Source organism: Capnocytophaga haemolytica (assembly GCF_001553545.1).
Taxonomy (GTDB): Bacteria; Bacteroidota; Bacteroidia; order Flavobacteriales; family Flavobacteriaceae; genus Capnocytophaga; species Capnocytophaga haemolytica.
The window spans coordinates 205589-231795 of sequence record NZ_CP014227.1 but is presented as its reverse complement, the minus strand read 5'-3'; the positions used below and the strand labels follow the sequence as shown (position 1 = coordinate 231795).

The 26207-nt window shown below is 47.8% G+C and carries 22 protein-coding genes and 2 pseudogenes; 18 read left to right on the top strand and 6 right to left on the bottom strand.

Annotated features, from left to right (window positions below; genetic code table 11):
• Window positions 1-11: 11 nt before the first annotated feature.
• Window positions 12-782: a lipoprotein insertase outer membrane protein LolB1 gene (gene lolB1 / locus AXF12_RS01060; protein WP_066427814.1), complete on the bottom strand. Its 771-nt coding sequence runs from the start codon at window positions 780-782 to the stop codon at window positions 12-14.
• Between the two features lie 114 nt (window positions 783-896).
• Complete coding sequence (gene dut, locus AXF12_RS01055; RefSeq protein ID WP_066427810.1) at window positions 897-1331, bottom strand: dUTP diphosphatase; 435 nt, start codon at window positions 1329-1331, stop codon at window positions 897-899.
• A 502-nt stretch (window positions 1332-1833) separates the two neighbouring features.
• Between dut and nrdD the strand changes: the two genes are divergently transcribed.
• The 17 genes and pseudogenes from nrdD (at window position 1834) to AXF12_RS00970 (ending at window position 19076) form a co-directional block, all read left to right on the top strand.
• A complete protein-coding gene (gene nrdD / locus AXF12_RS01050; protein ID WP_066427809.1) occupies window positions 1834-3633 on the top strand; it encodes an anaerobic ribonucleoside-triphosphate reductase in 1800 nt (599 codons plus the stop codon).
• Window positions 3605-4081 carry an anaerobic ribonucleoside-triphosphate reductase activating protein gene (gene nrdG / locus AXF12_RS01045; RefSeq protein WP_066427807.1) on the top strand — a complete coding sequence of 159 codons (477 nt, stop codon included), beginning with the start codon at window positions 3605-3607 and terminating at the stop codon, window positions 4079-4081. The genes nrdD and nrdG overlap by 29 nt, the downstream gene beginning before the upstream one ends.
• Window positions 4082-4435: 354 nt before the next feature.
• Window positions 4436-7846, top strand: coding sequence for an isoleucine--tRNA ligase (ileS, locus tag AXF12_RS01040; RefSeq protein WP_066427806.1), 3411 nt, complete (start codon window positions 4436-4438; stop codon window positions 7844-7846).
• Between the two features lie 49 nt (window positions 7847-7895).
• The gene (locus tag AXF12_RS01035; RefSeq protein WP_066427805.1) at window positions 7896-8279 is read left to right on the top strand and encodes a TraR/DksA family transcriptional regulator; all 384 of its coding nucleotides are present in this window, start codon (window positions 7896-7898) and stop codon (window positions 8277-8279) included.
• Window positions 8279-8842 carry a Crp/Fnr family transcriptional regulator gene (locus AXF12_RS01030; protein ID WP_066427804.1) on the top strand — a complete coding sequence of 188 codons (564 nt, stop codon included), beginning with the start codon at window positions 8279-8281 and terminating at the stop codon, window positions 8840-8842. Before AXF12_RS01035 ends, AXF12_RS01030 begins: the two co-directional genes overlap by 1 nt.
• A gap of 23 nt (window positions 8843-8865) precedes the next feature.
• Complete coding sequence (locus AXF12_RS01025; protein ID WP_143325028.1) at window positions 8866-9111, top strand: hypothetical protein; 246 nt, start codon at window positions 8866-8868, stop codon at window positions 9109-9111.
• Between the two features lie 74 nt (window positions 9112-9185).
• Entirely contained in the window at window positions 9186-9599 is a 414-nt protein-coding gene (locus tag AXF12_RS01020; RefSeq protein ID WP_066427800.1) for a hypothetical protein, read from the top strand.
• 428 nt (window positions 9600-10027) lie between these two features.
• A complete protein-coding gene (locus AXF12_RS12190) occupies window positions 10028-10198 on the top strand; it encodes a hypothetical protein (RefSeq protein WP_159429713.1) in 171 nt (56 codons plus the stop codon).
• 207 nt (window positions 10199-10405) lie between these two features.
• Window positions 10406-11830: a TolC family protein gene (locus AXF12_RS01015; RefSeq protein ID WP_066427798.1), complete on the top strand. Its 1425-nt coding sequence runs from the start codon at window positions 10406-10408 to the stop codon at window positions 11828-11830.
• A gap of 174 nt (window positions 11831-12004) precedes the next feature.
• A complete protein-coding gene (locus tag AXF12_RS01010; protein WP_066427797.1) occupies window positions 12005-12328 on the top strand; it encodes a hypothetical protein in 324 nt (107 codons plus the stop codon).
• Window positions 12329-12457: 129 nt separating this feature from the next.
• A complete protein-coding gene (locus tag AXF12_RS01005; RefSeq protein ID WP_066427796.1) occupies window positions 12458-12805 on the top strand; it encodes an NTF2 fold immunity protein in 348 nt (115 codons plus the stop codon).
• 178 nt (window positions 12806-12983) lie between these two features.
• Window positions 12984-14192: an SH3 domain-containing protein gene (locus AXF12_RS00995; RefSeq protein ID WP_066427792.1), complete on the top strand. Its 1209-nt coding sequence runs from the start codon at window positions 12984-12986 to the stop codon at window positions 14190-14192.
• Between the two features lie 231 nt (window positions 14193-14423).
• Complete coding sequence (locus AXF12_RS00990) at window positions 14424-15401, top strand: HlyD family secretion protein (protein WP_066427790.1); 978 nt, start codon at window positions 14424-14426, stop codon at window positions 15399-15401.
• Window positions 15402-15406: 5 nt separating this feature from the next.
• Window positions 15407-15820: an EamA family transporter gene (locus AXF12_RS00985; protein ID WP_066427789.1), complete on the top strand. Its 414-nt coding sequence runs from the start codon at window positions 15407-15409 to the stop codon at window positions 15818-15820.
• An 86-nt stretch (window positions 15821-15906) separates the two neighbouring features.
• On the top strand, window positions 15907-16689 hold the full coding sequence (locus AXF12_RS00980; protein WP_095114488.1) for a DNA alkylation repair protein: 783 nt from the start codon (window positions 15907-15909) through the stop codon (window positions 16687-16689).
• 37 nt (window positions 16690-16726) lie between these two features.
• Window positions 16727-17890: pseudogene (locus AXF12_RS00975) on the top strand (ABC transporter permease).
• Complete coding sequence (locus AXF12_RS00970) at window positions 17877-19076, top strand: ABC transporter permease (protein ID WP_066427784.1); 1200 nt, start codon at window positions 17877-17879, stop codon at window positions 19074-19076. The pseudogene AXF12_RS00975 and the gene AXF12_RS00970 overlap by 14 nt, the downstream one beginning before the upstream one ends.
• An 86-nt stretch (window positions 19077-19162) precedes the next feature.
• Here the strand turns inward: AXF12_RS00970 and uvrC are convergent, their stop codons facing one another.
• The 3 genes from uvrC to AXF12_RS12025 all read right to left on the bottom strand — a co-directional run bounded on the left by uvrC (window position 19163) and on the right by AXF12_RS12025 (window position 22180).
• Window positions 19163-20959, bottom strand: coding sequence for an excinuclease ABC subunit UvrC (gene uvrC / locus AXF12_RS00965; protein WP_066427782.1), 1797 nt, complete (start codon window positions 20957-20959; stop codon window positions 19163-19165).
• 127 nt (window positions 20960-21086) lie between these two features.
• Window positions 21087-21800: a lipocalin-like domain-containing protein gene (locus tag AXF12_RS00960; RefSeq protein WP_066427779.1), complete on the bottom strand. Its 714-nt coding sequence runs from the start codon at window positions 21798-21800 to the stop codon at window positions 21087-21089.
• 152 nt (window positions 21801-21952) lie between these two features.
• Window positions 21953-22180, bottom strand: coding sequence for a hypothetical protein (locus AXF12_RS12025; protein ID WP_143325027.1), 228 nt, complete (start codon window positions 22178-22180; stop codon window positions 21953-21955).
• A 177-nt stretch (window positions 22181-22357) separates the two neighbouring features.
• Here AXF12_RS12025 and AXF12_RS00950 point away from each other — a divergent pair.
• Window positions 22358-23520, top strand: a pseudogene (locus AXF12_RS00950) (serine hydrolase domain-containing protein).
• Window positions 23521-23533: 13 nt separating this feature from the next.
• Here the strand turns inward: AXF12_RS00950 and AXF12_RS00945 are convergent.
• Window positions 23534-26026 (bottom strand): TonB-dependent receptor, encoded by a 2493-nt coding sequence (locus AXF12_RS00945; RefSeq protein WP_066427776.1) that lies wholly within the window; start codon window positions 26024-26026, stop codon window positions 23534-23536.
• Window positions 26027-26207: the final 181 nt, after the last annotated feature.

Below are 26207 nucleotides of genomic sequence, written 5' to 3'. Positions count from 1 at the left end.
ACGCAGAGGAGTTATTGTAAGGGCTTTAAGCCTGAGGGAATATTAAAAGGAAATTTGAGTTCTTTGTTGAGTTCTAAGCTATTGAACTCCAAGGTGATTTCAGTGCTGCCACTCTTATCCGAAGCAACGACCTTGATGGTGTTCGGCAGCAACAGTTCGCCCACTTTCTGGTAAGTGTAAGCCGCCGTAGCCTTCTGCCCCTGTGCAGCGTTGGTAATGAGGGTACTACCAATCTTATAACTGTCGGGCAGGAAGCCATAAGTAGCCTCAATGGGGCTCTTTCCTGTTACTTTCAGGCGGTAAAGATTGTTTTCAGTAGGCAGATGCTCTATTTTAGCGTCTCCATCTGTGGGATTGATACGATAAACCGCGTTGCCGAGCAATAGGTTCTGCAGTTCCTCGAAGCGCACGTCAATGCCCAAGAGCTTGCTGATGTAAGCGTAATCACCACTGAAATAAGTATTGTCTAAGCGGTTGTAATACTCGGCTTTTTCAGGGGTAATATACGTCTTGGCAATGCCTAAGGGTGCCGAGAGCCATATTGCCTTATCCTTTTGCATACGGAAGGAGAGTGGCAGGCTCTGCTCGCTCTTGCCGTCGTTGTAAGTAACCTGCACGCTCCCGCTTAAAGTGGTAAACTTCGGGAAGGACTTGAGGTGGTTCTCAACAATCTCACGCGATTGAGTGTCGAGCTTTGCCGTAGTGGTGCTCGCTACTATCTGTTTGGACTTACAGCCTATCATTGTAGCAGCTGTAAGGCATATAAAAAGTATTTTCTTCATAATTGTTTTATTTAGTGATCAGAGGGCAGGGGTTAGGGGTCAGAGATCAGGGGTCAGAAAGCCGTTGGATAGCTGTTTGCTGATTTCTGACCTCTGACTACTGACTACTATCGTTTATTTCACTCCTGTGCTGCCGTAGCCTCCTGTGCCGCGCACCGTGTCGCTCAGGGTCTCCACTTCCTCGAAAGTAGCCTTCTCATAGTGGGCAAATACCATCTGAGCGATGCGCTCGCCACTCTCGATGGTGAAAGCCTCCGATGAGAGGTTTACCAGCAGCACCTTTATCTCGCCACGATAGTCCGCATCGATAGTGCCAGGGGTGTTGAGCACTGTAATGCCGTGTTTGAGTGCCAGCCCACTGCGGGGGCGCACCTGTGCCTCGTAGCCTTTGGGGATTTCGAGGAATAAACCCGTGGGAATGAGTGCCCTTTCAAGGGGTTTGAGCACCACTGCGGCAGTGATATGCGCCCGCAGGTCTACCCCAGCGGCGTCTTCGGTTTGATAGGCGGGCAACGCCAGCCCCGATTCGTTCTTTATCTTTACGATCATCGATAATAAGATGTTTTGAAAGTGCAAAGGTACAAACTTTTAGTTTTTAAGCAAAGAAAATAGTGATTTTTGGTGATTTATTCGTTACGGAACCGTTGTGGAACCGTATGGAGAGGGGGCGGATGAGCGGTAATAATTAGGTAAAATTTGCTGGAAATAGATTTTTAATTCGGTGGTGAAAAAAGAGAGGGAGGTAATTTTTTATAAATCAAAGCGCTACGAAAATTGTTAATAACTCTGTTGATAACTTTTTCATTTTTGTTGAAAAGTATAAAAGATATTCCTTAACTTTGCACCCACATTTCAATTAGAAAAGGTGGATAGACCATCTTATACAGATCACACTAAACTAAGAAACTTCGCGGGGAGACCGCTGCACTACTAAACGTCAATTTTACGTCTAATTCATTGATTGAGTGGAATGTAGATATTCTGCTCAGTGGCTTTGTCGGCTTTTGTTTTTGGAAATAATAACTAAGTAACATTATAAACAATAGAAATTATGAGTAAATTTACATCCTTGACAGATGAGCAGCTTCAGACGAAGTGCAATTTCATTGAGAACTACTTGCAGTCGCATAATGCAGCGACAGGTTCGCTATTCGACCCCAATGCGAATGTAGCCCATAAGAACATCGCTACGATGGAGGCAGAACTCAATAAGGACATCAACATTCAGGTGAATCGCGCGCTGGTGAGCCGTAAGATTGCGGAGCTTTTTGGGCAGGAGCTCGCCGATGAGTATCTGCGCCAGATACGCGAGCACGAGATCTACGTACACGATGAGACGAGCCTCAAACCTTATTGCGTGAGCGTATCAATGTACCCTTTATTATTGGACGGGCTTACCAAACTCGGTGGTGAGAGCAAAGCCCCACAGCACTTGGCGAGCTTCTGCGGTTCGTTTGTGAACTACCTCTTCTCGGTGTCGTCGCAGTTTGCAGGGGCAGTGGCTACGGTGGAGTTCCTGATGTATTTTGATTACTTTGCGCGTAAGGACTTCGGCGAGGACTACCTCAATACGCACCGCAAGGTGATTGAAAACGAATTGCAACACGTCATCTACGCTATCAATCAGCCTGCAGCAGCACGCGGCTATCAATCTGTCTTTTGGAATATCTCGCTGTACGACAGACCTTATTTCGACTCAATGTTTGGTACTTTTGTATTCCCTGACGGGTCGGCACCTGTTTATGAGAGTTTGGATAGACTACAACAGTTTTTTATGGCGTGGTTCAACAAGGAGCGATGCAAAGCCATCTTGACCTTCCCTGTGGTAACGGCGGCGATGCTCACTAAGGACAAACGGGTGTATGACAGTCATTTTGCTTCCTTCTGCGCTAAGGAACTCAGCGAAGGGAATGCCTTCTTTATCTATCAGTCCGATAATGCCGACTCTCTTGCCAGCTGTTGCCGCTTGCGCAATGAGATTTCCGACAACACCTTTAGCTATTCGCTGGGAGCTGGCGGGGTAGCCACAGGCAGCATCAACGTGATTACCATCAATATGAATAGACTGTACCAGAAGGGCTTATCCTTAGAGAAGACGGTGGACAATATTCATAAATACCAAGTGGCGTATCGCGCTATTGTGCAAGAGTACAAGGATGCGGGGATGTTGCCTGTGTATGATGCGGGCTTTATCTCCTTGGATAAGCAGTTCCTGACTATCGGCATTAACGGGATGGTAGAGGCAGCGGAGTACTTAGGGATTAAGATTTCTGACAACCCTGACTATAAGGCGTTTATCAATAAGAATCTGAAGACTATCTACGATATGAATAAGGCGGCGAAAGCGAAGTATGGCTTTATGTTCAACACTGAGTTTGTGCCCGCGGAGAACCTCGGGGTGAAGAACGCCCGTTGGGATAGAGAAGATGGGCTGGTAGTGCCACGCGATTGCTATAACTCGTATTTCTACATCGTAGAGGATGAGAGTCAGAACGTGATTGATAAGTTTTTCTTGCACGGCAATGAGTACATACAATACTTAGACGGTGGCTCGGCATATCACTGCAATCTCGAAGAATACCCTACCAAAGAGGGCTTTTTGAAGTTGCTGAACGTAGCGGCACAGACAGGCTGCAATTATTTCTGCTTCAACATCAAGGTAACGGTGTGCAACGATTGTGGGCATATCAACAAGCACACTGCAGACCACTGTGTGGTGTGTGGTTCTGACAATGTGGACTATGCCACCCGTGTGATAGGCTATTTGAAGCGCATTACGAATTTCTCAAAAGACAGACAGATAGAGGCTAAAAAGCGTTATTATGCAGATACTAAGGTACAGCACGTATGATATCGTTTTGCAGGAAGTGCCTAACGAGATATCGCTTTGCTTTACGATTACGGGGTGTCCCCTCGCCTGCGAGGGGTGCCACTCCTCGTATACGTGGGATGAGCGTTGGGGTACTGCGCTGACTGAGGACGACCTGACTGCCCTGATAGACAAGTATCAAGGGATGATTAGCTGTGTGCTCTTTATGGGGGGCGAGTGGTGCAAGGAGGCATTGCTCTGCTTTCTGCAATTGGCACAGCAGCGCGGGCTGAAGACGGCACTCTACACAGGGCTCAACCACAAGCAGGTAGGTCGCCAATGCCCTGAGCTACTCACCGCCTTGGACTACATCAAGACTGGCAAGTGGATACCTGCCCTTGGGGGCTTAAACAGTAAGACCACCAATCAGATTTTTACCGAGGTGAAGACAGGTAGGGTGATGAATGAGCTGTTTTTGCATAGTTTTTAGAGCAATTAAGTATATCCTCTTTATAAAGAAAACACTGTATTTCTTGATTTGAAACCCCGAAAGATTTATATTAATCTTTCGGGGTTTCAAACCTTTTCCCTACCTTGGCTTAGTAGTAAAGCCTTTGAAAATATAGGTTTTTACTTTTGCCTTACTGAGGGGGTGTTGTACTTTTTTTGAAAAAATATTAGGTTGACGCTTGTAGGTTTATTTTTTTTTCGTACATTCGCAGCCTTAAAGTAGGAGTTAGGGATCAGGGGTCAGAAGTCAGTGATCAGTATTAGAAGTGATCAATTGTCAGGCTATGTACTGATTTCTAACCTCTGGTTACCAATCACTAACCACTAAGTAGATATGAAGTTTAAAGAGTATAAGCAGTTGGATTTGACGGCCGTAGCGGCTGAGATATTGGCTTTCTGGCAGGAGCGTGGCATTTTTGCAAAGAGCATCGCCCTGAGAGAAGGCAACACCCCTTTTGTGTTTTTCGAGGGTCCGCCCTCAGCCAATGGGGTGCCTGGTATTCACCACGTGATGGCGCGCTCTATCAAGGATATTTTCTGTCGGTATAAAACCCAAAAGGGCTTTCAGGTGAAGCGCAAAGCGGGTTGGGATACACACGGACTGCCGGTAGAGCTTGGCGTGGAGAAAGAGCTGGGCATTACCAAAGAGGATATAGCTAAGACCATTTCTGTAGAGGACTACAATAAGGCTTGCAAGGAGGCAGTGATGCGCTATACCGACATCTGGAACGACCTTACGGAAAAGATCGGCTATTGGGTGGATATGGACGATCCTTACATCACCTATCAGCCTAAATATATGGAAAGCGTGTGGTGGCTGCTGCGCCAGATCTACGACAAGGGACTGCTCTACAAGGGCTACACCATACAGCCTTATTCGCCCAAGGCAGGTACAGGGCTCTCAAGCCACGAACTCAATCAGCCTGGAACGTATAAGGATGTGAGCGATACTACGGTAGTGGCGCAGTTTAAGGTAAAGCAGCCTTCACAAGCGTTGCAGCAGGCAGTAGGGAGCACATTGGGTGGTGAGGATTGCCACATCTTAGCGTGGACGACTACCCCTTGGACATTGCCTTCGAATACGGCACTGACGATAGGGAAGGACATTGACTACGTGCTGGTGAAGACTTATAACCAATACACTTTTGAGCCTATCAATGTAATCATCGGTAAGCCGCTTTTGGCAAAGCAATTCGGCAAGAAGTTTGTGGAGACAGCAGAGGCAGATTGGGCGTACAAGCCAGAAGACAAGACCATACCTTACCGCATATTGGCGGAGTTTAAGGGTAGCGACCTGGTAGGAACGACTTATGAGCAGTTGATTCCGTGGTTCTTGCCTGCGGAGAATCCCGAAGGGGCGTTCCGTGTGATTGCTGGGGACTTCGTAACCACTGATGACGGTACGGGGGTAGTGCACACCGCACCTACCTTTGGTGCCGATGACGCCCGTGTAGGGAAGGAAAACAATATACCGCCGATGCTCATCAAGGACAAGCACGGTAACCTTATTCCGCTGGTAGACCTGCAAGGGAAGTTTGTTACAGGTGAGAAAGTGCCAGCACTCTTTGGTGGCAAGTACGTGAAGAACGAGTATTACGCTAACGGTGAAGCCCCTGAACGCTCGTGGGACGTTTCGATGGCGATACAACTAAAAGAGGAAAACAAGGCGTTTAAGGTAGAGAAATACACGCACAGCTATCCACATTGCTGGCGTACCGATAAGCCCATACTCTACTATCCGCTCGACTCGTGGTTTATCAAGATCACCGAAGTGCGCGAGCGTATGGCAGCGCTCAACGACACCATCAATTGGAAGCCTAAGGCAACGGGCGAAGGCAGGTTTGGCAACTGGCTGAAGAACGCCAACGACTGGAACCTCTCGCGCTCTCGTTATTGGGGTATCCCACTGCCGATATGGCGCACTGAGGATAAGCAGGAAGAGCTGTGTATCGGTTCGCTCAAAGAGCTGAAAGAGGAGATCGCTAAGGCAGTGAAGGCAGGCGTAATGGCGGCTGACCCCTTTGCGGACTTTGTGGTAGGTGACAACAGCGAGGCAAATTACGCAAAGGTAGACCTGCATAAGAACATTGTAGACAAGATAGTGCTCGTATCGCCATCAGGCAAACCGATGCGCCGCGAGAGCGACCTTATCGATGTGTGGTTTGACTCAGGCTCTATGCCTTACGCACAATGGCATTATCCTTTTGAAAATAAGGACTATATAGAAGGGCATAAGAGCTTCCCTGCGGACTTTATAGCAGAGGGAGTAGACCAAACGCGTGGCTGGTTTTACACGCTGCACGCCATCGCTACTACCGTATTTGACAGTGTGGCGTATAAGAATGTGGTATCCAACGGCTTGGTACTTGACAAGAACGGACAGAAGATGTCCAAACGCTTGGGCAACGCAGTAGACCCCTTTGAGACCATAGCCGCTTACGGGGCAGACGCTACGCGTTGGTATATGATCAGCAATGCGAACCCTTGGGATAACTTGAAGTTTGACTTAGAAGGTGTGGCAGAGGTGAGAAGGAAATTCTTCGGGACGCTTTATAACACCTATTCTTTCTTTGCCCTCTACGCCAATACGGACAACTTCACCTACGCCGAGAAGGATATACCGCTACAAGAGCGACCCGAGATAGACCGCTGGATACTCTCAGAACTGAACACCTTGGTGGCGAATGTCGATGCTTTCTATGCCGACTATGAGCCTACACGTGCCACACGTGCTATCTCCGACTTTGTGCAGGAGAACCTCAGCAACTGGTATGTGCGGCTCTCGAGGAGACGTTTTTGGAAAGGCGAGTACGAGGCAGATAAGATTTCAGCCTACCAGACGCTGTACACCTGCCTTATCACCATTGCTAAGCTCATCGCCCCTGTGGCTCCGTTCTATGCTGAGCAGCTGTACAGAGACCTCACCGCCACCACAGGCAAAGAGGCAGCAGAGAGCGTGCACCTCACCGACTTCCCCACAGTAGATAGTGCTTGCATTGACAAGGCTTTGGAAAGCAAGATGGAGAAGGCACAAGCCATTTCGTCCTTAGTGCTCTCATTGCGCAAGAAGGAGATGATAAAGGTGCGTCAGCCTTTGCAGAAGATAATGATACCTGTGGGCAGTGCCGCCGAGAAGGCAGAGATAGAAGCCGTTGCCGAACTCATCAAGAGTGAGGTAAACGTGAAAGAGATAGAACTCTTAGAAGACGCCAGCGGGGTACTCACCAAGCAGATAAAGCCTAACTTTAAGGTGCTGGGTCCTAAGTATGGCAAGGATATGAAAGCTATTGCAGCGGGTGTGCAAGCCTTTGGACAGGAAGAAATATCGCAAATAGAGCGAGAAGGCAGCTATAAGTTAGTATTGGCGGATAAAACGGTAACCCTCTCGCTTGAGGACGTAGAGATCTCCACTCAGGATATAGAAGGTTGGTTAGTAGCTAGCGCGGGCAACTTATTAGTAGCATTAGATATTCATATCAGCGATGAATTGCGCTCAGAGGGTGTAGCGCGTGAGTTTATCAACCGCATACAGAACTTGCGCAAGACCAAAGGCTTTGAGCTTACGGATAAGATCGCCATTAGCTTGGAGGTGAACAATCCGTTTATAGGGGATATTCTCAGAAATCAGGAATACATCTGTAGGGAAGTGCTTGCCGATGAGATAGCATCAGTGGATTATATCGCAGTCCCTGACGAGATAGAGATAGACGATGAGAAGTTTTTAGTGGGGATTGAGAAGGTGTAATCCCTGACACAATACATATTTATTAACTTAATTTAAAAAGAATAACTTTATGGAAGATGAAAGTGTAAGAGTTCGGTATTCGGACAAGGAATTAGAAGAGTTTAGAGTGCTCATTGAGGAGAAAATCAAGAAGGCGCAGGCGGATTTGGAGCTGATTAAGAGTTCGTATATGAACAGTGCTACCAACGGCACGGACGACACTGCCCCTACGTTTAAGGCGTTTGAAGAAGGCTCAAAGGTGACCAGCAAGGAGGAGAACACTGCCTTGGCAATTCGTCAGGAGAAGTTTATCCGCGACCTGAAGAATGCGCTGATTCGCATTGAGAACAAGACGTATGGGATATGTCGCGTTACAGGTAAGCTCATCGACAAGCGGCGACTGATGGCAGTGCCACACGCTACCTTGAGCATTGAGGCGAAGAATATGCAGTAATGGACTTGCTCTCGTACATCAGCGAGCAGACAGCACTCGGCCCCACAACGCTTGCAGTGATTGATGACCTCTTTGAAAGGCGACACTGTAAGAAGTACGACTTACTGCTTAAAGCGGGCACGCAGTCGCGCGAGGTGTTTTATGTGGAGCAGGGGTTGCTGCGGCTCTATTACTACAAAGAGGACAAGGAGGTTACGCACACTTTCCTCGTGGAAAAGATGTTTTATTTCCCTGTGGAGAACGTCTATTATGAGCAGTATTACCGCTTCTACTTAGAGGCGTTGGAGGCGTGTGAGCTACGTGTAGCGAGCTTTGATGCCGTAGAGCAGTTAGTCAATGAGCATCAGGAGTTGGAGCGTTTTATGCGGTTGTTGCTCATCTCAGCGATTAAGAACCTCAACGAGCGGCTTTACGCTGTAAAGTTTCAAACCGCCCAAGAGCGGTATGAACTGCTGCTGAAGAACTACCCCGAGATTGTACGGCGTGCGCCTTTGGGGCATATCGCCTCGCTATTAGGCATTACCCAACAGACGCTCAGCGTGGTGCGAGGAGCGCAGGGGTGAAAGTTAGTCAGAAAGCAGTTTTTATGAAAAAAAATCCCTTTATTTTAGCATCCATTTTTGGGGTGATTGTCGCCTATGGGCAAACAGATAGCTTGGCGATAAAAGACACCATTCAGTGGTACACGGCAGGCTCAAAAGACCCCAAAACACCCACAACAGGCTATTGGAGTATGCCTTATGGCATATACCTCGCCTTTGAAATAGGCTCCTTGCTACCTATGGTGAAAACTGACCCTCTTGGGCAGATAACTGCCTGGGTGGCAGCCTAAGTCTGCGCTCTCCCTACCTCGCCATAGGAGTATCTGCCACTTCCTTACACAACAGAAGCGACCACGAACTCACTGTGCGCTACAACACAGATGAACTGCACTACATAGATGAACAATGGACGCACAGCATCGTAAACCGCCACAGCTATAGCAACGAATCTGCGCTCTATATGCTCGACGGCGGCTATACCCTTGCGATAGGAAAATACTGGGCACTCGAAGGACTGCTTTCTATGGGGGCAGGTGTACGCCATTACGAGGCTAATGGTGTCTATTACAACGGCAAAGAGCACGATCTAAAGCGCAATGTATGGAGCTTTGTCTTCGCACCAGGTGTGGGTGTACGCTTCGGACACTTCTACCTCAAAGGGCAATATTACTTTATGAGCTACCGCATCAAAGACGAGGTCAGTACCCCATTGCGAGGTAACGGGGTGCTTATAAAGCTCTGTGTGGACATCTTTGGTCTGCCGTGGACGTTTCAATAGTCCTTCTGTGAGGCTACAAAGGCAGGGGAAGTATTTAAAAGGCTGTTTAAACTTTTATCCTTAATAGTTGATAAGTCCATAGTTCGTTGATTTTCTTTTCATTTTGTTCTTTTGTCTTGATACAAAAGAACAAAAAAATCAAGGCTCTGGATGCTTAGGCGAGAAAATCAACGTCCCTCGCTGAAAATCTTTTAACTCGCTATCGCTCAAACAGAAAAGATTTTCTACGCTCGCGACATTGATTTTCTCAGCCACGCCTCCAAGGCCACCGCAAATCGGGGCAATGATTGGGGCTATGTCAGGGGAATAAAGTTTAAACAAATTTTAAATTAAGACCCTTAATTTAAAAAATTAACACGTTATCTGTAAGCGGGTAACGTGTTTTTTTGTATCTTTGCCCCCACACCTCAAACCTCAAACCTGATAATATGGTAACCTATTTAATCATCATCAACAGCGTGCTCTTAACGCTGATAGTAGTGCTCAGCGGTATGTTCTTATGGCGTAAGCACCTCAATCGCGACAGTGAGCGGCGGCGGTTCATCTTTGAGTTTGTAGCCGATAGCCCCGTGCTACTTTATTACGCTTGCTATATCTAACTATATATCAGCAAACTACATTCTACTTTCTAATTTCTCCTTTCTCTTTTTAATCTATCTTAAAAACTTTCTACCTTTTTATAGTTTCCATTCCAAAAACCCGCCGTATCTTTGCCGCGTGAATTAGGGAGGAGACTTTAAGAGGGAGGCTTCAGTCTGTACTCTGAAGCCTAAAGCCTCATCCCTGACACCTAAAAAAGAATACTTATGAAAAACACTTACTTATTTCTTATCATCGCGCTCCTCACAGGGGGCTGGGCTGCGGAGCAGTCGCTGTCGTTTGAGGAGGCACTCTCTCAGATGCAGGGCAGTAACCAGAAACTCAAAGGTACACAAAAGCAGGCTGAGGCTGCCGACTTCGGACGGAAGTCCTACCGTGGACTTTACTTGCCGCAGCTCTCTATCAATGCGAGCTATACGCACCTCGCTGACCCCATCTACATCGATGCCAATAGCTATAAGGCTGGTGTACAACAGGGCTTGGCAGGCTCTCTTGGGAGTATAGGCTCGCAGTTGCCTCCTACATTGCAACCGCTATTGCCAGCCTTGCAACAGCGTATGGCACCGCTCTTTCAGCAGGACTGGAAGTACCGCCTTGTGGAGCAAGACATCTATCGCGTGTCGGCAGATGTGAAATGGGTGCTCTTCGCTGGCAGCAAGGTGCGCGCAGGCAATAAGGTGGGTAACCTCAGTAGCGACCTCGCTAAAGCAGAAGCCCAGCGCACTGAGTACGCCCTCATCTCAGAGTTGGCAGAGCGTTATTTCCAAACCCAATTAGCCGAAAAGGCATTAGAGGTGCGTAAGCAGTCGCTCGAGACAGCACAGCACCATTATGAGAATGCCCAGAAGCTCGAGAAGAACGGTATGGTCGCTTCTGTGGAGGTGATGCAAGCCAAGAAAGCCGTTACCGATGCCCAGCGTGAGGTGCTTGCCTCTGAGAAAGACATACAGCTCGCACAGACCGCCCTCTACGGGGTGATGGGCGTGGCTGAAACACCCCTTACCGCCCTCACCACACCGCTCTTTGAGGTAGCTCCCTTGCGCGAACTCGCTTACTATCAGGCAGAGGCAAAGGAGCATTATCCGCTGATCGTGCAAGCGCGCTTAAAGGGACAACAGGCAGCTGAGAACGTAAAGGTGCAGTGGGCAGGCTACTTGCCCGATGTGGCAGCCGTAGGCAAGAAATACCTCTGGAAGGAGCACCTGCCACTTACCGAGCCCGACAATTGGTATGTGGGGGTAGGCTTGCAATGGAACGTTTTTGATGGCTTGCAAGGCAAGAACAAGATCGCCCAAGCCAAGGCATTGCGCGAGAGTGTGCAGCTGCTCACCGCCCAAGCCGAGAAGGACGTGCAGACCTTGGTAAAAAAGCAATACACCGAGATCGCTAAGCAGCAAGAGCAATACGCCAGTCTTGAGGAGAGTTTGCGCTTTGCAGAGGAGCTGGTACGTGCTCGCAACAAAGCCTTCACGGAAGGACTATCCACCTCCACTGATGTTGCCGATGCCAATCTCTATTTGGCATCTATACAAATCAAACGCTACCAAGCCCTCTTTGAAATGGATAAGACCTTAGCACAGTTGTTGGAGACCTGTGGGAAGAGTGGGGAGTTTGCGGGGATGATTAAATGATTTTATTCTTTATGAAACCCCAAGAACAACGAACCATAGAGCGGCGGCTACTGAGCTATACCGATACCTTGCAGCAATGGTTTACACGCATAGAGGCAGCAGTAGCAGCCAGGGGAGCGCGTAGATGAGGCGACTTTTATAGCGACTATAACGGACATCCGTAAGGAGTTTGTAGTGGCTAAGTATAAGGAGACAGCGAAAGCGAGCGGTAAGGTGGTGTGCTATCTTCCTATGCTTTTTGATGCAGCGATGGAGCGCATTACGCATATCGATATAAATGGCGCAGAAGCACTCCTCACTACCGACAAAGTGGAGTGTGGCAACAACTTTCGGCAACAGTATCATTTTAGGCGCGAGCTGGGCAGCTGGAAACTCGCCCTTACGGATAAACCTGGTGAACATCCCGAGTATCTTTCCTTGCATTATACGCCGCAAGAGATACAAGTATGGGCAAACACAACGTGGGAGACAAAATTAGTATTTAATATAGGGTTATAAGAATGCTAAATAAGTGATATGGCTGTATTCGAATTAAAATCATCATCGTTTTTCTCTGCTGAGGCATTTGACGAGACTTTTGTGGGTAGGGCTATTGTAGCGGGGTTTGCAGATGCCAAAGGGAGGTAAATGCATATAGCTATTACGATAAAACAGGAGAACTGGCTCCTGATGAATTGGTGGGGGGGTGCTCTCATACCCATTTACGACCGTTATATCACTGATAAATTGCGCAAAAGATCGCGTATTGTCAAAGGAATGCACTATGGATTTCCTCCCTATTTCGACACTGACTTAGAAAATATTGATGAGGTAATTGTTAAGGAGCATAAAGCAGAGGTAAGCAGTTTACTTACTTATAAGGGTAAGCCTCGCCAGCGCAAATACTTTCTTATCAAGGATGGAGAACGCTGGCTTTTAGATAGCATTAAAGAACGCTATCTCAATGAAACTGAATGGCGAACAATGAATGTATAAACAATATGAAAACACAACCTACACTCCCGTTGCTCCCACCAGAGGGGCATATAGAGACGGAGGCGGTGCTTGCAAAAGGGAAGTTATTTGCAAAAATACCCGTTTTTTGCAAACGTCAGTTAGAACCTTTGCAAAAAATGGGTATTTTTGCAAATGTCAGTAATAAGATAAAGGAGAGATGAAAGCACTATTTATAACATTTGTTGCGGCTTTGGGGCTTGTGGGGTGTGATAGCTGCCAGCGGAGACAGGCTACTGAGGTAGTCGCGGATAAGGTTGCCCCAGAAGTGGATAAGGCACTTCAAGGGCATACGTTTTTTCGTGTGCATACTAATGGAATGCTCGATACGTTGCTCTTTCAGCCTTGTGATGCGCATATCTCAGCGATACGGGTAAAGGGAAAACAGCTTTTGCACGATTGGGGGCAAGAGGACGATGACAGGCAAATCGTTTCGGGCTTTGTGCGCAAGGATACGCTTGTGTATACGGTGAGTCTTAGCGGAACAGCGCGGGAGGAAATAAAGTTTGTGCCGCTTGATGCTCAAAAGAAGTTTTGGTATATTGGTTATACTACGGGGGTGGGCTATGAGTATGGGCTTTTTATCGATAGCCTGTACAGCAAGTCGTTGCCGTATAAGGAGGAAGCCTGTCCTGATGACTATGACGCTCCCGACCCTCCTGACGGCTACAATGATGCGGATAGGGCAATATTGGGGGATAAGATGCGCGCGGTGCCACTGCCGTTTGACTATGCGGCGTATCGTGCCCATTGCGATGAGTTTTCGTATACCTGTATGGAGCGTTATCCTAAGATAATGGTTGAGGAAGACCCTGAAGATGCTGAAAGACTCTTAGAGCAACTGGGCTGTGAATACACACCTTGGGGTATTTTCTTGTTGCCTAAAATACGAGGCTATTGGGCTGGGATTGTAGCTATTGGAGAATGTGATGTGCAGTATTGTTACCTCTTCCTTGCTAAAAATGGCAAGAAAGTGAGTCAGCTTGAAATCGCTGAAATAGGCTATCAGAGGATTAATGATTTCACGATTACGGCTCAGGGTCTGATAGAGTTGTATCATCGTGTGGCGGAGGGGGACAAGCGGCAGCTCAAAGCGGTCTATCGCGTGCAGCCTAATGGTACGATAAAGCAGCTAAGTGCGCATAAAGTTTCGCCTGTTTATACTATTAACGACAGGGACGGCTATACCAATATCCGTAAGGGCAAGGGTACGAATACCCCCGTTATTGGAAAGGTAGATGATGGCGATACGGTAGAGGTGCTCAGCGGTAAAGGGGATTGGTATTTGATACGCACCCACTCAGGGGTAGAGGGCTATGTGCATCGCAGTAGAGTTATCCAAGTTGGCGATGAACCAGAGGTTTGGTAGGAGGGGTAAGATCAAACTGGTAAACATATAAAATTACTATTTCTATAAAGCAACTGTTTTTACAGATTTATTTCTGAATAACTGAAATTTTATAGAACTGCCATTCGCGAAAAAACGGAAAAGTGAACCTCACGTGAACCCCATCTGAACCGCAAGTGAACCCCATCATCTCCCTAACAGAAAATATTTCTGCCTCACTATAAACTGAATATAAGATAAAATTAGAACATAATGAAAAAGAAGAACATTACAGGACTTATCATTACCATTGCTATTTTTGCCCTTGTGATTGGGCTATCGGTGTGGTATTTTAGCAGTGCGTCGCCGGTGTACTTGCAGGGGCAGGTAGAGGCAAAGCAGATCAATGTGGCTCCTAAGGTGCCAGGTCGGGTGAAGGCGATCTATAAGCAAGAGGGCGACCTCGTGCACAAAGGCGACTTGCTCTTAGAGCTGGAAAGCACGGAACTCGATGCCAAGCTCTCGCAAGCCCAAGCGGCACGGGCGGCAGCTCAGGCACAGTCGGACAAGGCACAACGTGGGGCGCGCTCGGAGCAGATACAAGGGGCGTACAACGTATGGCAACAGGCGCAAGCGGCTGCCGACCTCGCTGCCAAGACGTACGAGCGCGTGAGCAATCTCTACAACGACAAGGTGCTCCCTGCCCAGAAGAAAGACGAGGCATACACCCAGATGATCGCCCTGCAAAAGCAAGCCGAAGCCGCCAAGTCGCAGTATGATATGGTGCGCAATGGGGCACGCACGGAGGACAAGGTGGCTGCCGCTGCCTTAGTGTCGCAGGCGCAGGGGGCTATCAGTGAGGTTGAGGCGTATAAGGACGGGGCAAAAGTGTTCGCACCTTCCGATGCTGAGATACAGACGATTATCCCCAATGAGGGCGAGATCGTCAATGCGGGTTACCCTGTGATGAACCTCATTGACACGAGCGACGAGTGGGTGGTCTTCAACATCCGCGAGGACAAGATGAACGCCTTCAAGGTCGGTACGCAGTTTAAGGGCATTGTGCCTGCGCTGGGCAATCAGGAGATTACCCTCGTGGTAAGGCATATCGCTGTGCAGGCGGACTTTGCTACGTGGACAGCCACCAAGAGCAAAGGCGACTTCGATAGGAAAACCTTTGCCATTAAGGCGTATCCTGTGCAGAAGGTGAAGGACTTGCGCCCTGGTATGTCGGTATTAGTAGAAGAGTAGGGGAGATGTGGCTCGTATTAGCAATACTCTCCGCCCTCTTTGCGGCATTGACTTCTATCTTTGCCAAGATAGGCATCGAGGGGGTCAATAGCACCTTAGCGACTGCCATACGCACGGTAGTGGTGCTGGTGCTCTCGTGGGCTATGGTCTTCCTCACCCAAACCCAAGGCGGCGTGGTGGCAATCAGCAAGCGCAGTTGGCTCTTCCTCATTCTCTCGGGCTTGGCAACGGGCATCTCGTGGCTGTGCTACTACAAGGCGATACAGCTCGGAGAGGTGTCGAAGGTGGTCTCCATAGATAAGCTCAGCGTGGTGCTCACCTTTGTGCTGGCACTCGTATTCCTCCACGAGACTTTTAGTGTAAAGACGCTCATCGGGGTGGTGCTCATCACTGTGGGGGCACTGGTGATGGTGTGGTGAGAGGGAGGTGTGGGGTATGAGGTATGAGGAATAAGAGACAGACTTACTATCTGCTAAATAATTAATCTAAAATGAAGAATAACGATATACCTATTGAAATATTGAATCGCAAAGGCGCACAAAAGGCAATAGACATACCTGAGCAAGTGCTTTTGCTGCTTAATAGCGGGCTTATTGAGAGTGTAAATCTCACGGAATGGCTCGCTGTAGACCATTTGGAGCTTGTTAAGCAACTATTTGTAGACACAGAAGACATTGAGAAGCAGATAAAAGCACTTAAAAAGCCTCCTACAATGCAAATCATACGTGTTATAGGGGAATATCTTTATACGCATCATCAGAAGGATACGCAGCTGTATAAGCGCGTTGCTGAACACATCTCTGATAGTATCCGCTGTTACGCGCCTTTTTGGATAGCGAAAGAGACAGACCTAAGCATTGAGGAAAAGCTTGATAAGTGTCGCCCCTTTATTGGAGATCATCATTTTGGAGTACGTGAAGTGGTATGGATGGCACTGCGTCCTGAAATGAGTCTTCACTTAGAGAGGGTTATTCCACTGCTTACCAAGTGGGCAACTGATCCAGAAGCTAATATACGCCGCTTCTGCACTGAGAGCCTACGGCCGCGAGGAGTGTGGTGTGCTCATATTGAGATACTTAAAGAGCAACCCGAGAAGCTATTGCCTATATTAGAACTTCTTAAATCTGACCCTTCCAGATACGTGCAGGATAGCGTTGGCAATTGGCTCAATGATGCGAGCAAGACCCGCCCCGACTTTGTTCGCGACCTCTGCACCCGTTGGAGTGCTGAAAGCCCTACTAAAGCCACAGCTTATATTGTAAAGAAGGCGATGAGGAGTATCGAATAAGAGGATAAAACACAATTAAATTCACATTTATTAAGTAATGAACCACTTTCTAAACCTATTCACCTCAGAGTGCCGCAAGTTCTTCACAGAGCCCAAGCGGCTGTTCTATGTGCTGGTGCTGCCCTTCTTGCTCTTTGTCTTCTTCGCCTCGCTATTTAGCGCAGGGGTAGCCCGCAAGATGCCTATGGGCTATATCGACCGCGATCAGTCGCAGACCTCACAAAGTCTTGTGCGTATGCTCGGCAGCACCCCCTCTATGGACTTGTGCTACAGCCTCCGCGATGAGGAAGAAGCCAAACGCCTCATACAGCAGCAGAAGATAATGGGCTTCGTGAGCATTCCGCAGGGCTTCCAACGAGGGCTCTACAAAGGCGACCCCCAGCAGGTTATCTGCTACCTCAATAGCCAGTTTATGCTCCCCTCAGGCATTATCTAGAAGGACTTCCAAACGACCGTAGGGATGTTCGGCGCAGGCTCTGCGATGAAAAAGCAATTGCAAAAAGGCGTACAGACCGCCCGTGTGCGAGCAGAGGCACAGCCCGTATTAGTCGATGAGCACGCCCTCTTCAATCCCTACTCTAACTACGCCTATTACCTGCTCACGGCACTCTTCCCGATGCTGTTGCAGATGGTGGTAGTGATGAGTACCGTCTACGCCTTGGGTATCGACCTGCGCAATCGGCAGGGCAAGCAGTGGCTCGAGGCAGCAGGTGGCAACCCCTTTATCGCGCTGATGGGGCGTACCTTGCCCTATACCCTCTGCCTCTTCTTTGTAGGCTGGTGGATGAATCACCTCCTCTTTGGGCTTATCGGCACCCCGCTGCACATCCCGATGGGCAATGCCGTGCTGCTTACCTTTGCCTTCATCCTTATTTATCAGATAATGGCGATTGCCTTTGTGAGCTTTGCGCCCGACTTCCGTGCCGCGCTCACCATAGGCAGCGGCTTCACTGCCTTGGCATTCTCCTTCGCTGCCTACACCTATCCCATTGAGGGCTTGCCCTTTATGATGCGCATCGTGGCACAACTCTTTCCCTTTACGCACTTCGTGGAGTACTTCGTCAATCGTGCCGTCAAGGGCGTACCCTTTGCAATGGCGTGGGAAGGCCTCTTCTCGCTACTGCTCTTCGCACTCCTCTTTGCGTTGGCTTACCCCCGATTCGTTAAACACTTAAAAGCAGGTGGTTATGAAAAGAATTAGCAGTTACATCTATCGCTCCTCAGCCGCTTTCACCAAAGCAATGCGCTGGGAACTCAAATTTATCTTCCGCGACAAGTCCGTGTTCTTCTCCTTTGTCGTCTCCGCTATCTTAGTAGCGTTTGCCTACACCTACCTCTATTCCAGCGAGGTACTTGAGGATTTGCCCATTGGCGTCATCGATGAGGACAACACCGCCACCAGCCGACAGCTGCTGCGGATGATCGATGCCACCTCGCAAGCACAGATACGCGCCTCCTACACCACCACAGAGGAAGCAGGCGAGGCATTCCAACGCGGAGACGTGCGTGGGGTGGTCATCATCCCTCGCGACTTTGGGCGCAACCTCCAGCGCGGTGAGCAGCCCACCCTCTCCGTCTATGCCGATGGCTCTTATATGCTCTATTACAAGCAAGTAGTAACCGCCGTAAAGCTCTCCGCCACCTATATGAGTGCAGGGGTACGCATCAAGAAAATCAGTGCGCAGGGCAAGCTCCCCACCCAAGCCCGCAGCGAGGTATCGCCCGTGAGCGCGAAGGTCGTCAATCTTTACAACCCTTCGGGGGGGTATGCAACCGCACTAATCCCTGTGGTGCTCATCATCGTTTTCCAGACCACGATGCTCACCGCCGTGGGTATGCTTGGGGGCACAATGCGCGAGGAGAAAAAGCTCCACCGCATCTATCCCGACTCCGATAGCTTCTTCGGGGCAATGCCTATCGTGATGGGCAAAGCCACCGCCTATCTGCTCTTAGCAATGGTGATCCTCATCATCTTCTTAGGTATCGTGATGCCGCTTTATGGTATCCCGTTGCGCTCCGCAGTGTTGCCTGTGGTAGTCTTTATGATACCCTTCTTGCTGGCAGTCGTCTTCTTTGGGCTTACGCTACTCACCTTCTTCCGCCGCCGTGAAGATGCCATAATGGTAGTGATGTACACCTCTCTGCCCGCAATGATGATAACAGGCTTCTCGTGGCCGTCCAACCTCTTCCCTCAGTGGATCACCGCCCTGAGCTATGTGCTGCCCAGCACTTGGGGGGCTAAGGGCTTCGTCTCCCTCACCCAAATGGGAGCAGAGCTAAGCACCATCAAAGAGTTCTGGATAGCGATCTGGGTACTCTGCGGGGTGTATCTTATCACCGCGAGCTTTACGATGAGGAGGATATTGAGAAAAGCTAACGATAACTGAGAATAGAGAGATTTGATAAACTTCCTATAATAACAGCAAATCCCGAGAGTAGAAATACTCTCAGGATTTGCTGTTTCTTTAATTTCTTATCTATTATGAAAATACTCCCACACTTTCTTAGCCTTATGGTTACCCACAGTGGCAGTAATCTCCTCAAGAGACGCTTCTTTGATGCGCTTGACCGACTTAAAGTGCCTTAGCAATGTCTCTTGGGTCTTTTCGCCAATACCTTCAACAGCACTTAGTTCTGATACAATAGCTGCCTTACTGCGCTTCTGTCGATGGAAGGTGATGCCAAAGCGGTGTGCTTCATCGCGGAGCTGCTGAATGACGCGTAGGGTCTCTGAACGCTTATCCAAGTAAAGCGGGATAGGATCCTCAGGGAAGTAGATTTCTTCCAAACGCTTGGCAATACCTACGATGGCTATCTTACCGCGAAGCTCCAAAGCCTCTAATGCCTTTAAAGCTGACGAAAGTTGCCCTTTTCCACCATCAATGATGATGAGTTGAGGCAAAGGTTGCTCTTCATCCAAAAGACGACGATAACGCCTAAAAACAGCCTCTTCCATAGATGCAAAGTCATTAGGTCCCTCTACGGTCTTTACGTTAAAATGCCGATAGTCCTTTTTGCTGGGCTTGGCATTCTTAAACACCACACAAGCCGACACAGGGTTAGTGCCCTGTATATTCGAGTTGTCAAAGCACTCAATATGCGCTGGGGGTACCGAGAGGTGCAGGTCGCGCTGCATTTGGGTGAGAATGCGGTTGGTATGCCGCTCAGGGTCTACTATTTTCTCCTGCTTAAAGCGTTCAGCGCGGTACTGCTTGGCGTTGCGCAGTGAGAGTTCGAGTAGCTTTGCTTTCTCTCCACTCTTAGGCACTGTAAGGGTTAAGCCTTCGGGCAAGGTAATGACAAAAGGCACAACTACCTCCTTAGAAGTAGCAAACTCACGCTCACGTAAATCTAAAAGCGCATACTCCAAAAGCTCGGCGTCGGTTTCCTCTAAGCGTTTTTTGATTTCAATGGTATGAGCGCGTACCACAGCCCCATACACCACCTGCAAGAAGTTCACATAAGCATACTCCTCATCGGAGACGATGCTCAGTACATCTACGTTGGTAACCCTTGCACTGACGATGGTAGAGCGCGCCTGATAGTTCTCAAGCACTTCCACCTTGTGCTTTACCCGCTGTGCCTCCTCAAAGCGCAGCTCGCCAGCCAATGCCATCATCTCGCTCTTAAAGTGCGCTAAGGCTTCTTTGTAATTCCCTTTGAGTATCTGTACAATCTCTTCAATATTCGCATTGTAATCAGCTTCGGTTTGCAGCCCCTCACAAGGACCCTTGCAGTTCTTTAAGTGATACTCCAAACACACCTTAAACTTGCCAGCACGGATATTCTCCTCAGAAAGGTCATAGGTGCAAGTGCGCAGCGGATAGAGCTCGCGAATGAGGTCAAGCAGCGCACGTACTGCCTTTACGTTGGTATACGGACCAAAGTAAAGCGACCCGTCTTTGACCATACGTCGCGTGTAGAACACCCGTGGAAATCGTTCTTTCTTGACGCATATCCAAGGGTAACTCTTGTCGTCCTTTAGCAGGATGTTGTAGCGCGGCTGATATTGCTTGATGAGGTTATTCTCTAAGAGCAGCGCATCGGTTTCGCTCTTTACGACTATGTGCTCAATACGGGCTATTTTCTGTACCAGCATTCGCGTCTTTACGCTGCTGTGGTTCTTAGCAAAGTAGGACGACACCCGCTTTTTGAGGCTAACTGCCTTGCCTACGTAGATAAGCGTATCCGCCTTGTCGTAGAACTGGTAGACGCCAGGCTCCAACGGCAAGGTTTGCAGTTGTAATTCTATGGGAGTAAGTTCCGTCATTAACTTCTTTTCAGGCTGCAAAGATAGTGATTAATAGATAATGAACAATAGATAAATTTTTACTGTAAAATAAAAAACCACCCCGCAAGAGGTGGTTCTTCTTTACTTTATTTTACAACCGCAGGATTTATTTCTTCACAAACCCTAAAACATCATCTTCACTCATAAGCTTAATAGAAAGTTTATCCTTCTCTAAAATCACTACCTGATATCTTGCTGTTTTTTGTGCCGACTCAGTTACTATAATTCTATTGCCCTTTTCTATTACAAAAGTGCCTTTTACCACTTTCTCTTTTCCATCCTCGTAAGTAGTCAGAGTGAAGTTATCATCTGCAATCACCAAGTTTGATTTCTTCATCTGTTCATCGGTAACAGATGTGCCATTATAAGTATTCAGATTCCAAGTGCCTTGCAGTGATTTCTGAGTTGCGTGTACTTCTTCATAAGCAATCTTTGTTCTGCGATATACATCTATCCCTCTTTTTGTTTTTAACACCATCTCTGAACTTGTAAGGCTTACAATTTCAGTTCTACCCTCTACCATTTTACTACTGATAAGGATTAATGTATTCCCCTCAATGCGGAATGTACCTTCTTCGGATTCTTCTACTATTTTATCTTGTTCATTCTTGTAAACGCTTGTAATAGTCACTTTGTTATTTGCGAAAACTATTTTTGGCGACAAATCATTATCTACAGGAGCTCCACCATTAGAGGTTAAGAACCAAGTCCCCTGTATAAGATCTTCTTTACTCTCCTCTTTGTCTTTGCTGCAGCTTGCTGCGAAAAACAAAATACTTACTGCCATTAAGGCACTTTTTAAAAACGCTACATTTTTCATTGTTAAATTCTTTTATAATGTTTAATGCCGCAAAATTACAAAATATATTTTACCCCCGTTTTAACAAAACTTTAACACTGACTTTAACACTTATAATGTTGCAAATCCCTCAGAAAACAAAAAATCTGTTTAAACTTTTTCCTCTGTGCCATTCACAGCTCGCTTTTACGATCTGCGTTGGCCTTGGAGGCGTGGCTGAGAAAGGCAAAGACACGAGCGTGGAAAATCCCTACTGTTTGAGCGACAGCGAGTTTAGGGATTTTCAGCGAGGGGCTTCTGCCTTTCTCGCCTAAGCATCCAAAGCCTTGATTTTTTGCTTCTTTTGTATCAAGACAAAAGAAGTTAAATTGAAGAAAATCAACTAATTTTGGATATATCAACTACTAAAGATTAAAAGTCTAAAAATCCTACTCTTATCCTTATATTACCGCCACTTTCCCCTTGCCCTAACCCCTTTTTTAGCCAAACATAGCTCTGCACTCCTAATAAAAATTATGCACTATACATTATCCATTATTCACTAAAAACCTCTACCTTTGTAAAAAAATCTCCCAGTTATGAAGACCTTTAAAAAAATACTCCTTGCATTATTGCTTATTATCGCCCTTACCATTGGGCTTACTTATGCCTTGGGCTATGCTATGTGCTAAAGGCTGTACGTATTGTCTACGGCACTGGGCACACCACTACCTTTCTCGACGACTACACCTATTTCGACAACCGCACCATCGAGAAAAGTACTGCGCCCACCCCTTGGCCAGTGCACCCCGATTACAACAAAGTGCCTGCCACCCCCGCCCTAAAAGCGCTGCACAAACGCTATGGCACCACAGCTTTCTTGATTATCAAAGGCGACAGCCTCTGGCACGAACAGTATTTCGAGGGCTATACCACCACAACCAAAAGCAATTCCTTCTCAATGGCAAAGTCATACGTCTGCGCCCTGCTGGGCAAAGCCATCGCCGAGGGTTATATCAAAGGCTTAGACCAAAAAGTAGGCGACTTCCTGCCTGAGTTCCGCACAGGCTTAGCCCAAAGCCTCACCGTGGGCGATCTCGCCTCAATGGCTTCAGGCTCCAACTGGGATGAGGCGTATTACAACCCCTTTTCGATCACCACCCGCGCTTATTTCGATACCGACTTCCGTAAAGCGATGCTCGGTGTAAAGATCGTCACACCCCCAGGCAGAGAGTTCGTCTATCAAAGCGGCAATACCCTCCTATTGGGGATGGTCATAGAGAAAGCTACCAAACGGAGCCTGAGCGGATACCTAACGGAGCGACTATGGCAACCGGTGGGTTGCGAAAGCGACGCACTATGGCAGCTCGATAGCAAAGAAGATGGACTGGAGAAAGCCTATTGCTGCATCGCCTCTAATGCACGCGACTTCGCCCGTTTAGGGAAACTCTATCGCGATAAAGGGCGATGGAATGGCACTCAGCTCTTGGACAGCACTTTCGTCGAAACCTCACTGCGCCCGCGCTTTGCCGATGCCCCTGAGTATGGCTATGGAATGTGGTTACTCGACTATAAAGGCAAGCACTTCTTTATGATGCGCGGTCACTTGGGGCAATACGTGATAGTAGCCCCCACCGATGGCGTCATCATTGTGCGCTTAGGCAGAGAAAAGTCAATCAAAGCAGGCGAGAACAACCTCTTCAGTCGCGATATTTACGGCTATATTAATGAGGCTTATACAATGCTTCAACAGCCTTTATAGTGCTGCCCTCTCTTTAAAACTGATAAGTTACCGTTGCGTTGATATGGCGTGGTGCCCCAGGAAAGTTGCGCAGGTTGTCATATCCACTTATCCAATACGTGCGGTTGAGCACATTATTGACGTTGAGCTGCAACTGCACATCGCTCACGCGGTAGTAGAGCACAGCGTTCACCAAGGTGTAATCGGGGTAAGTGGTGGCAGTAGCGCGACGCCCTACTTGCCCGAGACGCTCACTGACGTAGTTCACCCCGACGCCTACACCTAAATCCTTCAATGCCCCCTTAGGAATGATGTATTTCGTCCAGAAATTCGCAGCGTGGAAAGGTGTAGAAGGGCGTTGTATATTTACGTCGCGCAGGTCGCCAGGCTCTTTTAGCTTGGTGATGCGGGCATCCGTGTAAGCGTAGTTAGCAATGATGCTCCAATGAGGGAAGATGCGCCCCGCCACATCGATCTCTACACCCTCTGAGCGCATATCCACAGGGATACGCCAATCAGGCAGGTTCGGACGCGCACTTGCCTCTAAAGAATTTTCTTGTAGTATCCTATACACAGAAATGGTAGCTGAGAGGCGGCGACGGAACCACTCCGTCTTCAAGCCTATTTCGTAAAGTTCGCTTTTTTCATAGTCAAAAGGACCCCCATAGCGGTCGGGTTCTGCCTGTATATTCGAACTCTGGGGCTGGAAGCCTTTTACCCAAGTGGAATAGAGGTTGATGTTGTCTGAGGCAGCAATCACTAAGCCTATGCGCGGAATGAAGGCTTTGGTTTCTGCTTTTGCCTCTTTGTTTTTGCCTGTGGTTACTCCCTTATTGAGTATTTCAGTGTAGTACTCTTGTCGCACACCAATAAGCAGCTTGAAGATATCGTACTCCAATTGGTCTTGTGCGTAGATGGCGTGAGAGTACTCCTCATAAGGTGCTAAGGCATTAGCCTTAAAGATGTACTTACTGATGTTCTTATAAGCATTGCCCTCTGCAGGGTTGAGCATATCAAAAACAGGCACATTTGTAGTAGGGGTTTGCACGCTACCTGCCAGCACATTGGCAGTGGTGGTGTAAGTGCCTGAGGTGCTGGTGCCATTCTTATTCACATAGCCCTGTGCGGTGATGTTAGAGCCGTGCTTGTACTCAGAGTTGAAGTAATCATAGCCCACCAATAGTTTGTGCTTTATCCCACCCGTATTGAAGTTGAAATTCATATAAGCGTTGATGCTGTTATTAACGTAGTAACGTTTGCGCAAGGTCGCGTTCATCAGCACTTTGTTAGGATCGGCATAACGGAAGTCGTTACCTATCTGTTTGTAATAAGCATTGGCTTGTAGGTGCTCTTGCAGATCCTCATCATAAGAAGAGTTGAGGTAAGTAGCGTTCAGTGAGATGTTATCTGTGAAATGATGCGTAAAGCCAATGGTTGTGTTGAGTTGTTTTTCTTTTAGGAAATCATTGGCAGCACTCATTGACATTGAGATCGGGGTGTCATAGAGACTGCCTCCGTAAGGGAAGGGCTGCCCACGGTCTACTTTCCCATTGAAATACTGATAGACAAAATCAACATTCAGGCTTGTTTTCTCATTGGGGATATAGGAGAATGAAGGTGCAACGATGTAGTTGTCATACCCTTGAAGATCGCGGAAAGTATCGGTTTTCTCATAGCCAAGGTTGAGACGGTAAAGCATTGTCTTTTTCTCATTCAGCGGGCCGGTGAAGTCACCATAAGTCTTTAGCGCGTTCCAACTGCCTGCACTTATTGATACACTATTGCGGCGTTCCAAGAGTGGCTTCTTAGTAACGCGGTTGATGATACCCCCAGGAGCTGCATTACCATAGAGGGCTGAAGCAGGACCTTTGATGACCTCCACACGCTCAATATTTGCCAATGAAGATTGCCGCCATAGGCTACTTTGAGAGCGCATACCATTTACTAAGTTACCCGACCCACGATTGCCCGTAGCGCGAAAGCCGCGAATGGAGAAGTCGTTGTAAGTGGTGTATTGGTTCACCCCGCTGATGTTCTTCACCACTTCATTAACGGTAGTTGCCCCTTGGTCGAGGATCAGCTCTTTGGTAACGTAGCCTATGGATTGCGGCACATCTTTAAGAGCAGAAGCCGTCTTCGTCCCTACGAAGGAATTGGTGTTCTTATAAGTGCGTTCCTTACGCCCTATGACTTCTACTTCTTGCAGGGCAGTGGTCTCGGCTTCTAATTGAGCATTGATAACAATGGGAGCTTTAGAGGGTTCGGCTTCTACCTCTATGATGTAATCCTTAAAGCCAATACAGCTAAAAACAAAAGTTTGCTTCCCTACAGGCACGTTCCGCAGGTGATAACCGCCTTTTTCGTTGGTAGCTGTTCCTACGTTAGTACCTTTGACTACTATCGCTACACCACCTATGGGTTGGTGCTTTGCATCAGTTACGCGCCCTTCTACGGCAATGGTTTCTTGTGCTAAGGCACTGCTTATGCAAGCCCAAGCTATTGCGAGTGTGCTAATGATATATCTCATTGGTTATTTAATTTAAAATTATTCTAAGTTTGTTCAGGCTGCAAAAATAGAATGTTTTATTGATATGTCAAGTATATTAACACACTTTAACAGATATAGATAATCAGAGAGCAGGGGTCAGCAATCAGAATTACCTATATGGCTCACTCTGATTACTGACCCCTGCTCTCTGTCTATTAGC

Coding starts and splice junctions, on each gene's coding strand:
- AXF12_RS01030 (WP_066427804.1), top strand. CDS start 8,279: ATGGACTTGCTCTCGTACATCAGCGAGCAGACAGCACTCGGCCCCACA.
- AXF12_RS00995 (WP_066427792.1), top strand. CDS start 12,984: ATGAAAGCACTATTTATAACATTTGTTGCGGCTTTGGGGCTTGTGGGG.
- AXF12_RS01025 (WP_143325028.1), top strand. CDS start 8,866: ATGAAAAAAAATCCCTTTATTTTAGCATCCATTTTTGGGGTGATTGTC.
- AXF12_RS00960 (WP_066427779.1), bottom strand. CDS start 21,800: ATGAAAAATGTAGCGTTTTTAAAAAGTGCCTTAATGGCAGTAAGTATT.
- AXF12_RS01005 (WP_066427796.1), top strand. CDS start 12,458: ATGCATATAGCTATTACGATAAAACAGGAGAACTGGCTCCTGATGAAT.
- AXF12_RS01015 (WP_066427798.1), top strand. CDS start 10,406: ATGAAAAACACTTACTTATTTCTTATCATCGCGCTCCTCACAGGGGGC.
- AXF12_RS00985 (WP_066427789.1), top strand. CDS start 15,407: ATGTGGCTCGTATTAGCAATACTCTCCGCCCTCTTTGCGGCATTGACT.
- dut (WP_066427810.1), bottom strand. CDS start 1,331: ATGATCGTAAAGATAAAGAACGAATCGGGGCTGGCGTTGCCCGCCTAT.
- AXF12_RS00945 (WP_066427776.1), bottom strand. CDS start 26,026: ATGAGATATATCATTAGCACACTCGCAATAGCTTGGGCTTGCATAAGC.
- AXF12_RS01035 (WP_066427805.1), top strand. CDS start 7,896: ATGGAAGATGAAAGTGTAAGAGTTCGGTATTCGGACAAGGAATTAGAA.
- AXF12_RS00970 (WP_066427784.1), top strand. CDS start 17,877: ATGAAAAGAATTAGCAGTTACATCTATCGCTCCTCAGCCGCTTTCACC.
- nrdG (WP_066427807.1), top strand. CDS start 3,605: ATGCAGATACTAAGGTACAGCACGTATGATATCGTTTTGCAGGAAGTG.
- lolB1 (WP_066427814.1), bottom strand. CDS start 782: ATGAAGAAAATACTTTTTATATGCCTTACAGCTGCTACAATGATAGGC.
- uvrC (WP_066427782.1), bottom strand. CDS start 20,959: ATGACGGAACTTACTCCCATAGAATTACAACTGCAAACCTTGCCGTTG.
- AXF12_RS12190 (WP_159429713.1), top strand. CDS start 10,028: ATGGTAACCTATTTAATCATCATCAACAGCGTGCTCTTAACGCTGATA.
- ileS (WP_066427806.1), top strand. CDS start 4,436: ATGAAGTTTAAAGAGTATAAGCAGTTGGATTTGACGGCCGTAGCGGCT.
- AXF12_RS00990 (WP_066427790.1), top strand. CDS start 14,424: ATGAAAAAGAAGAACATTACAGGACTTATCATTACCATTGCTATTTTT.
- nrdD (WP_066427809.1), top strand. CDS start 1,834: ATGAGTAAATTTACATCCTTGACAGATGAGCAGCTTCAGACGAAGTGC.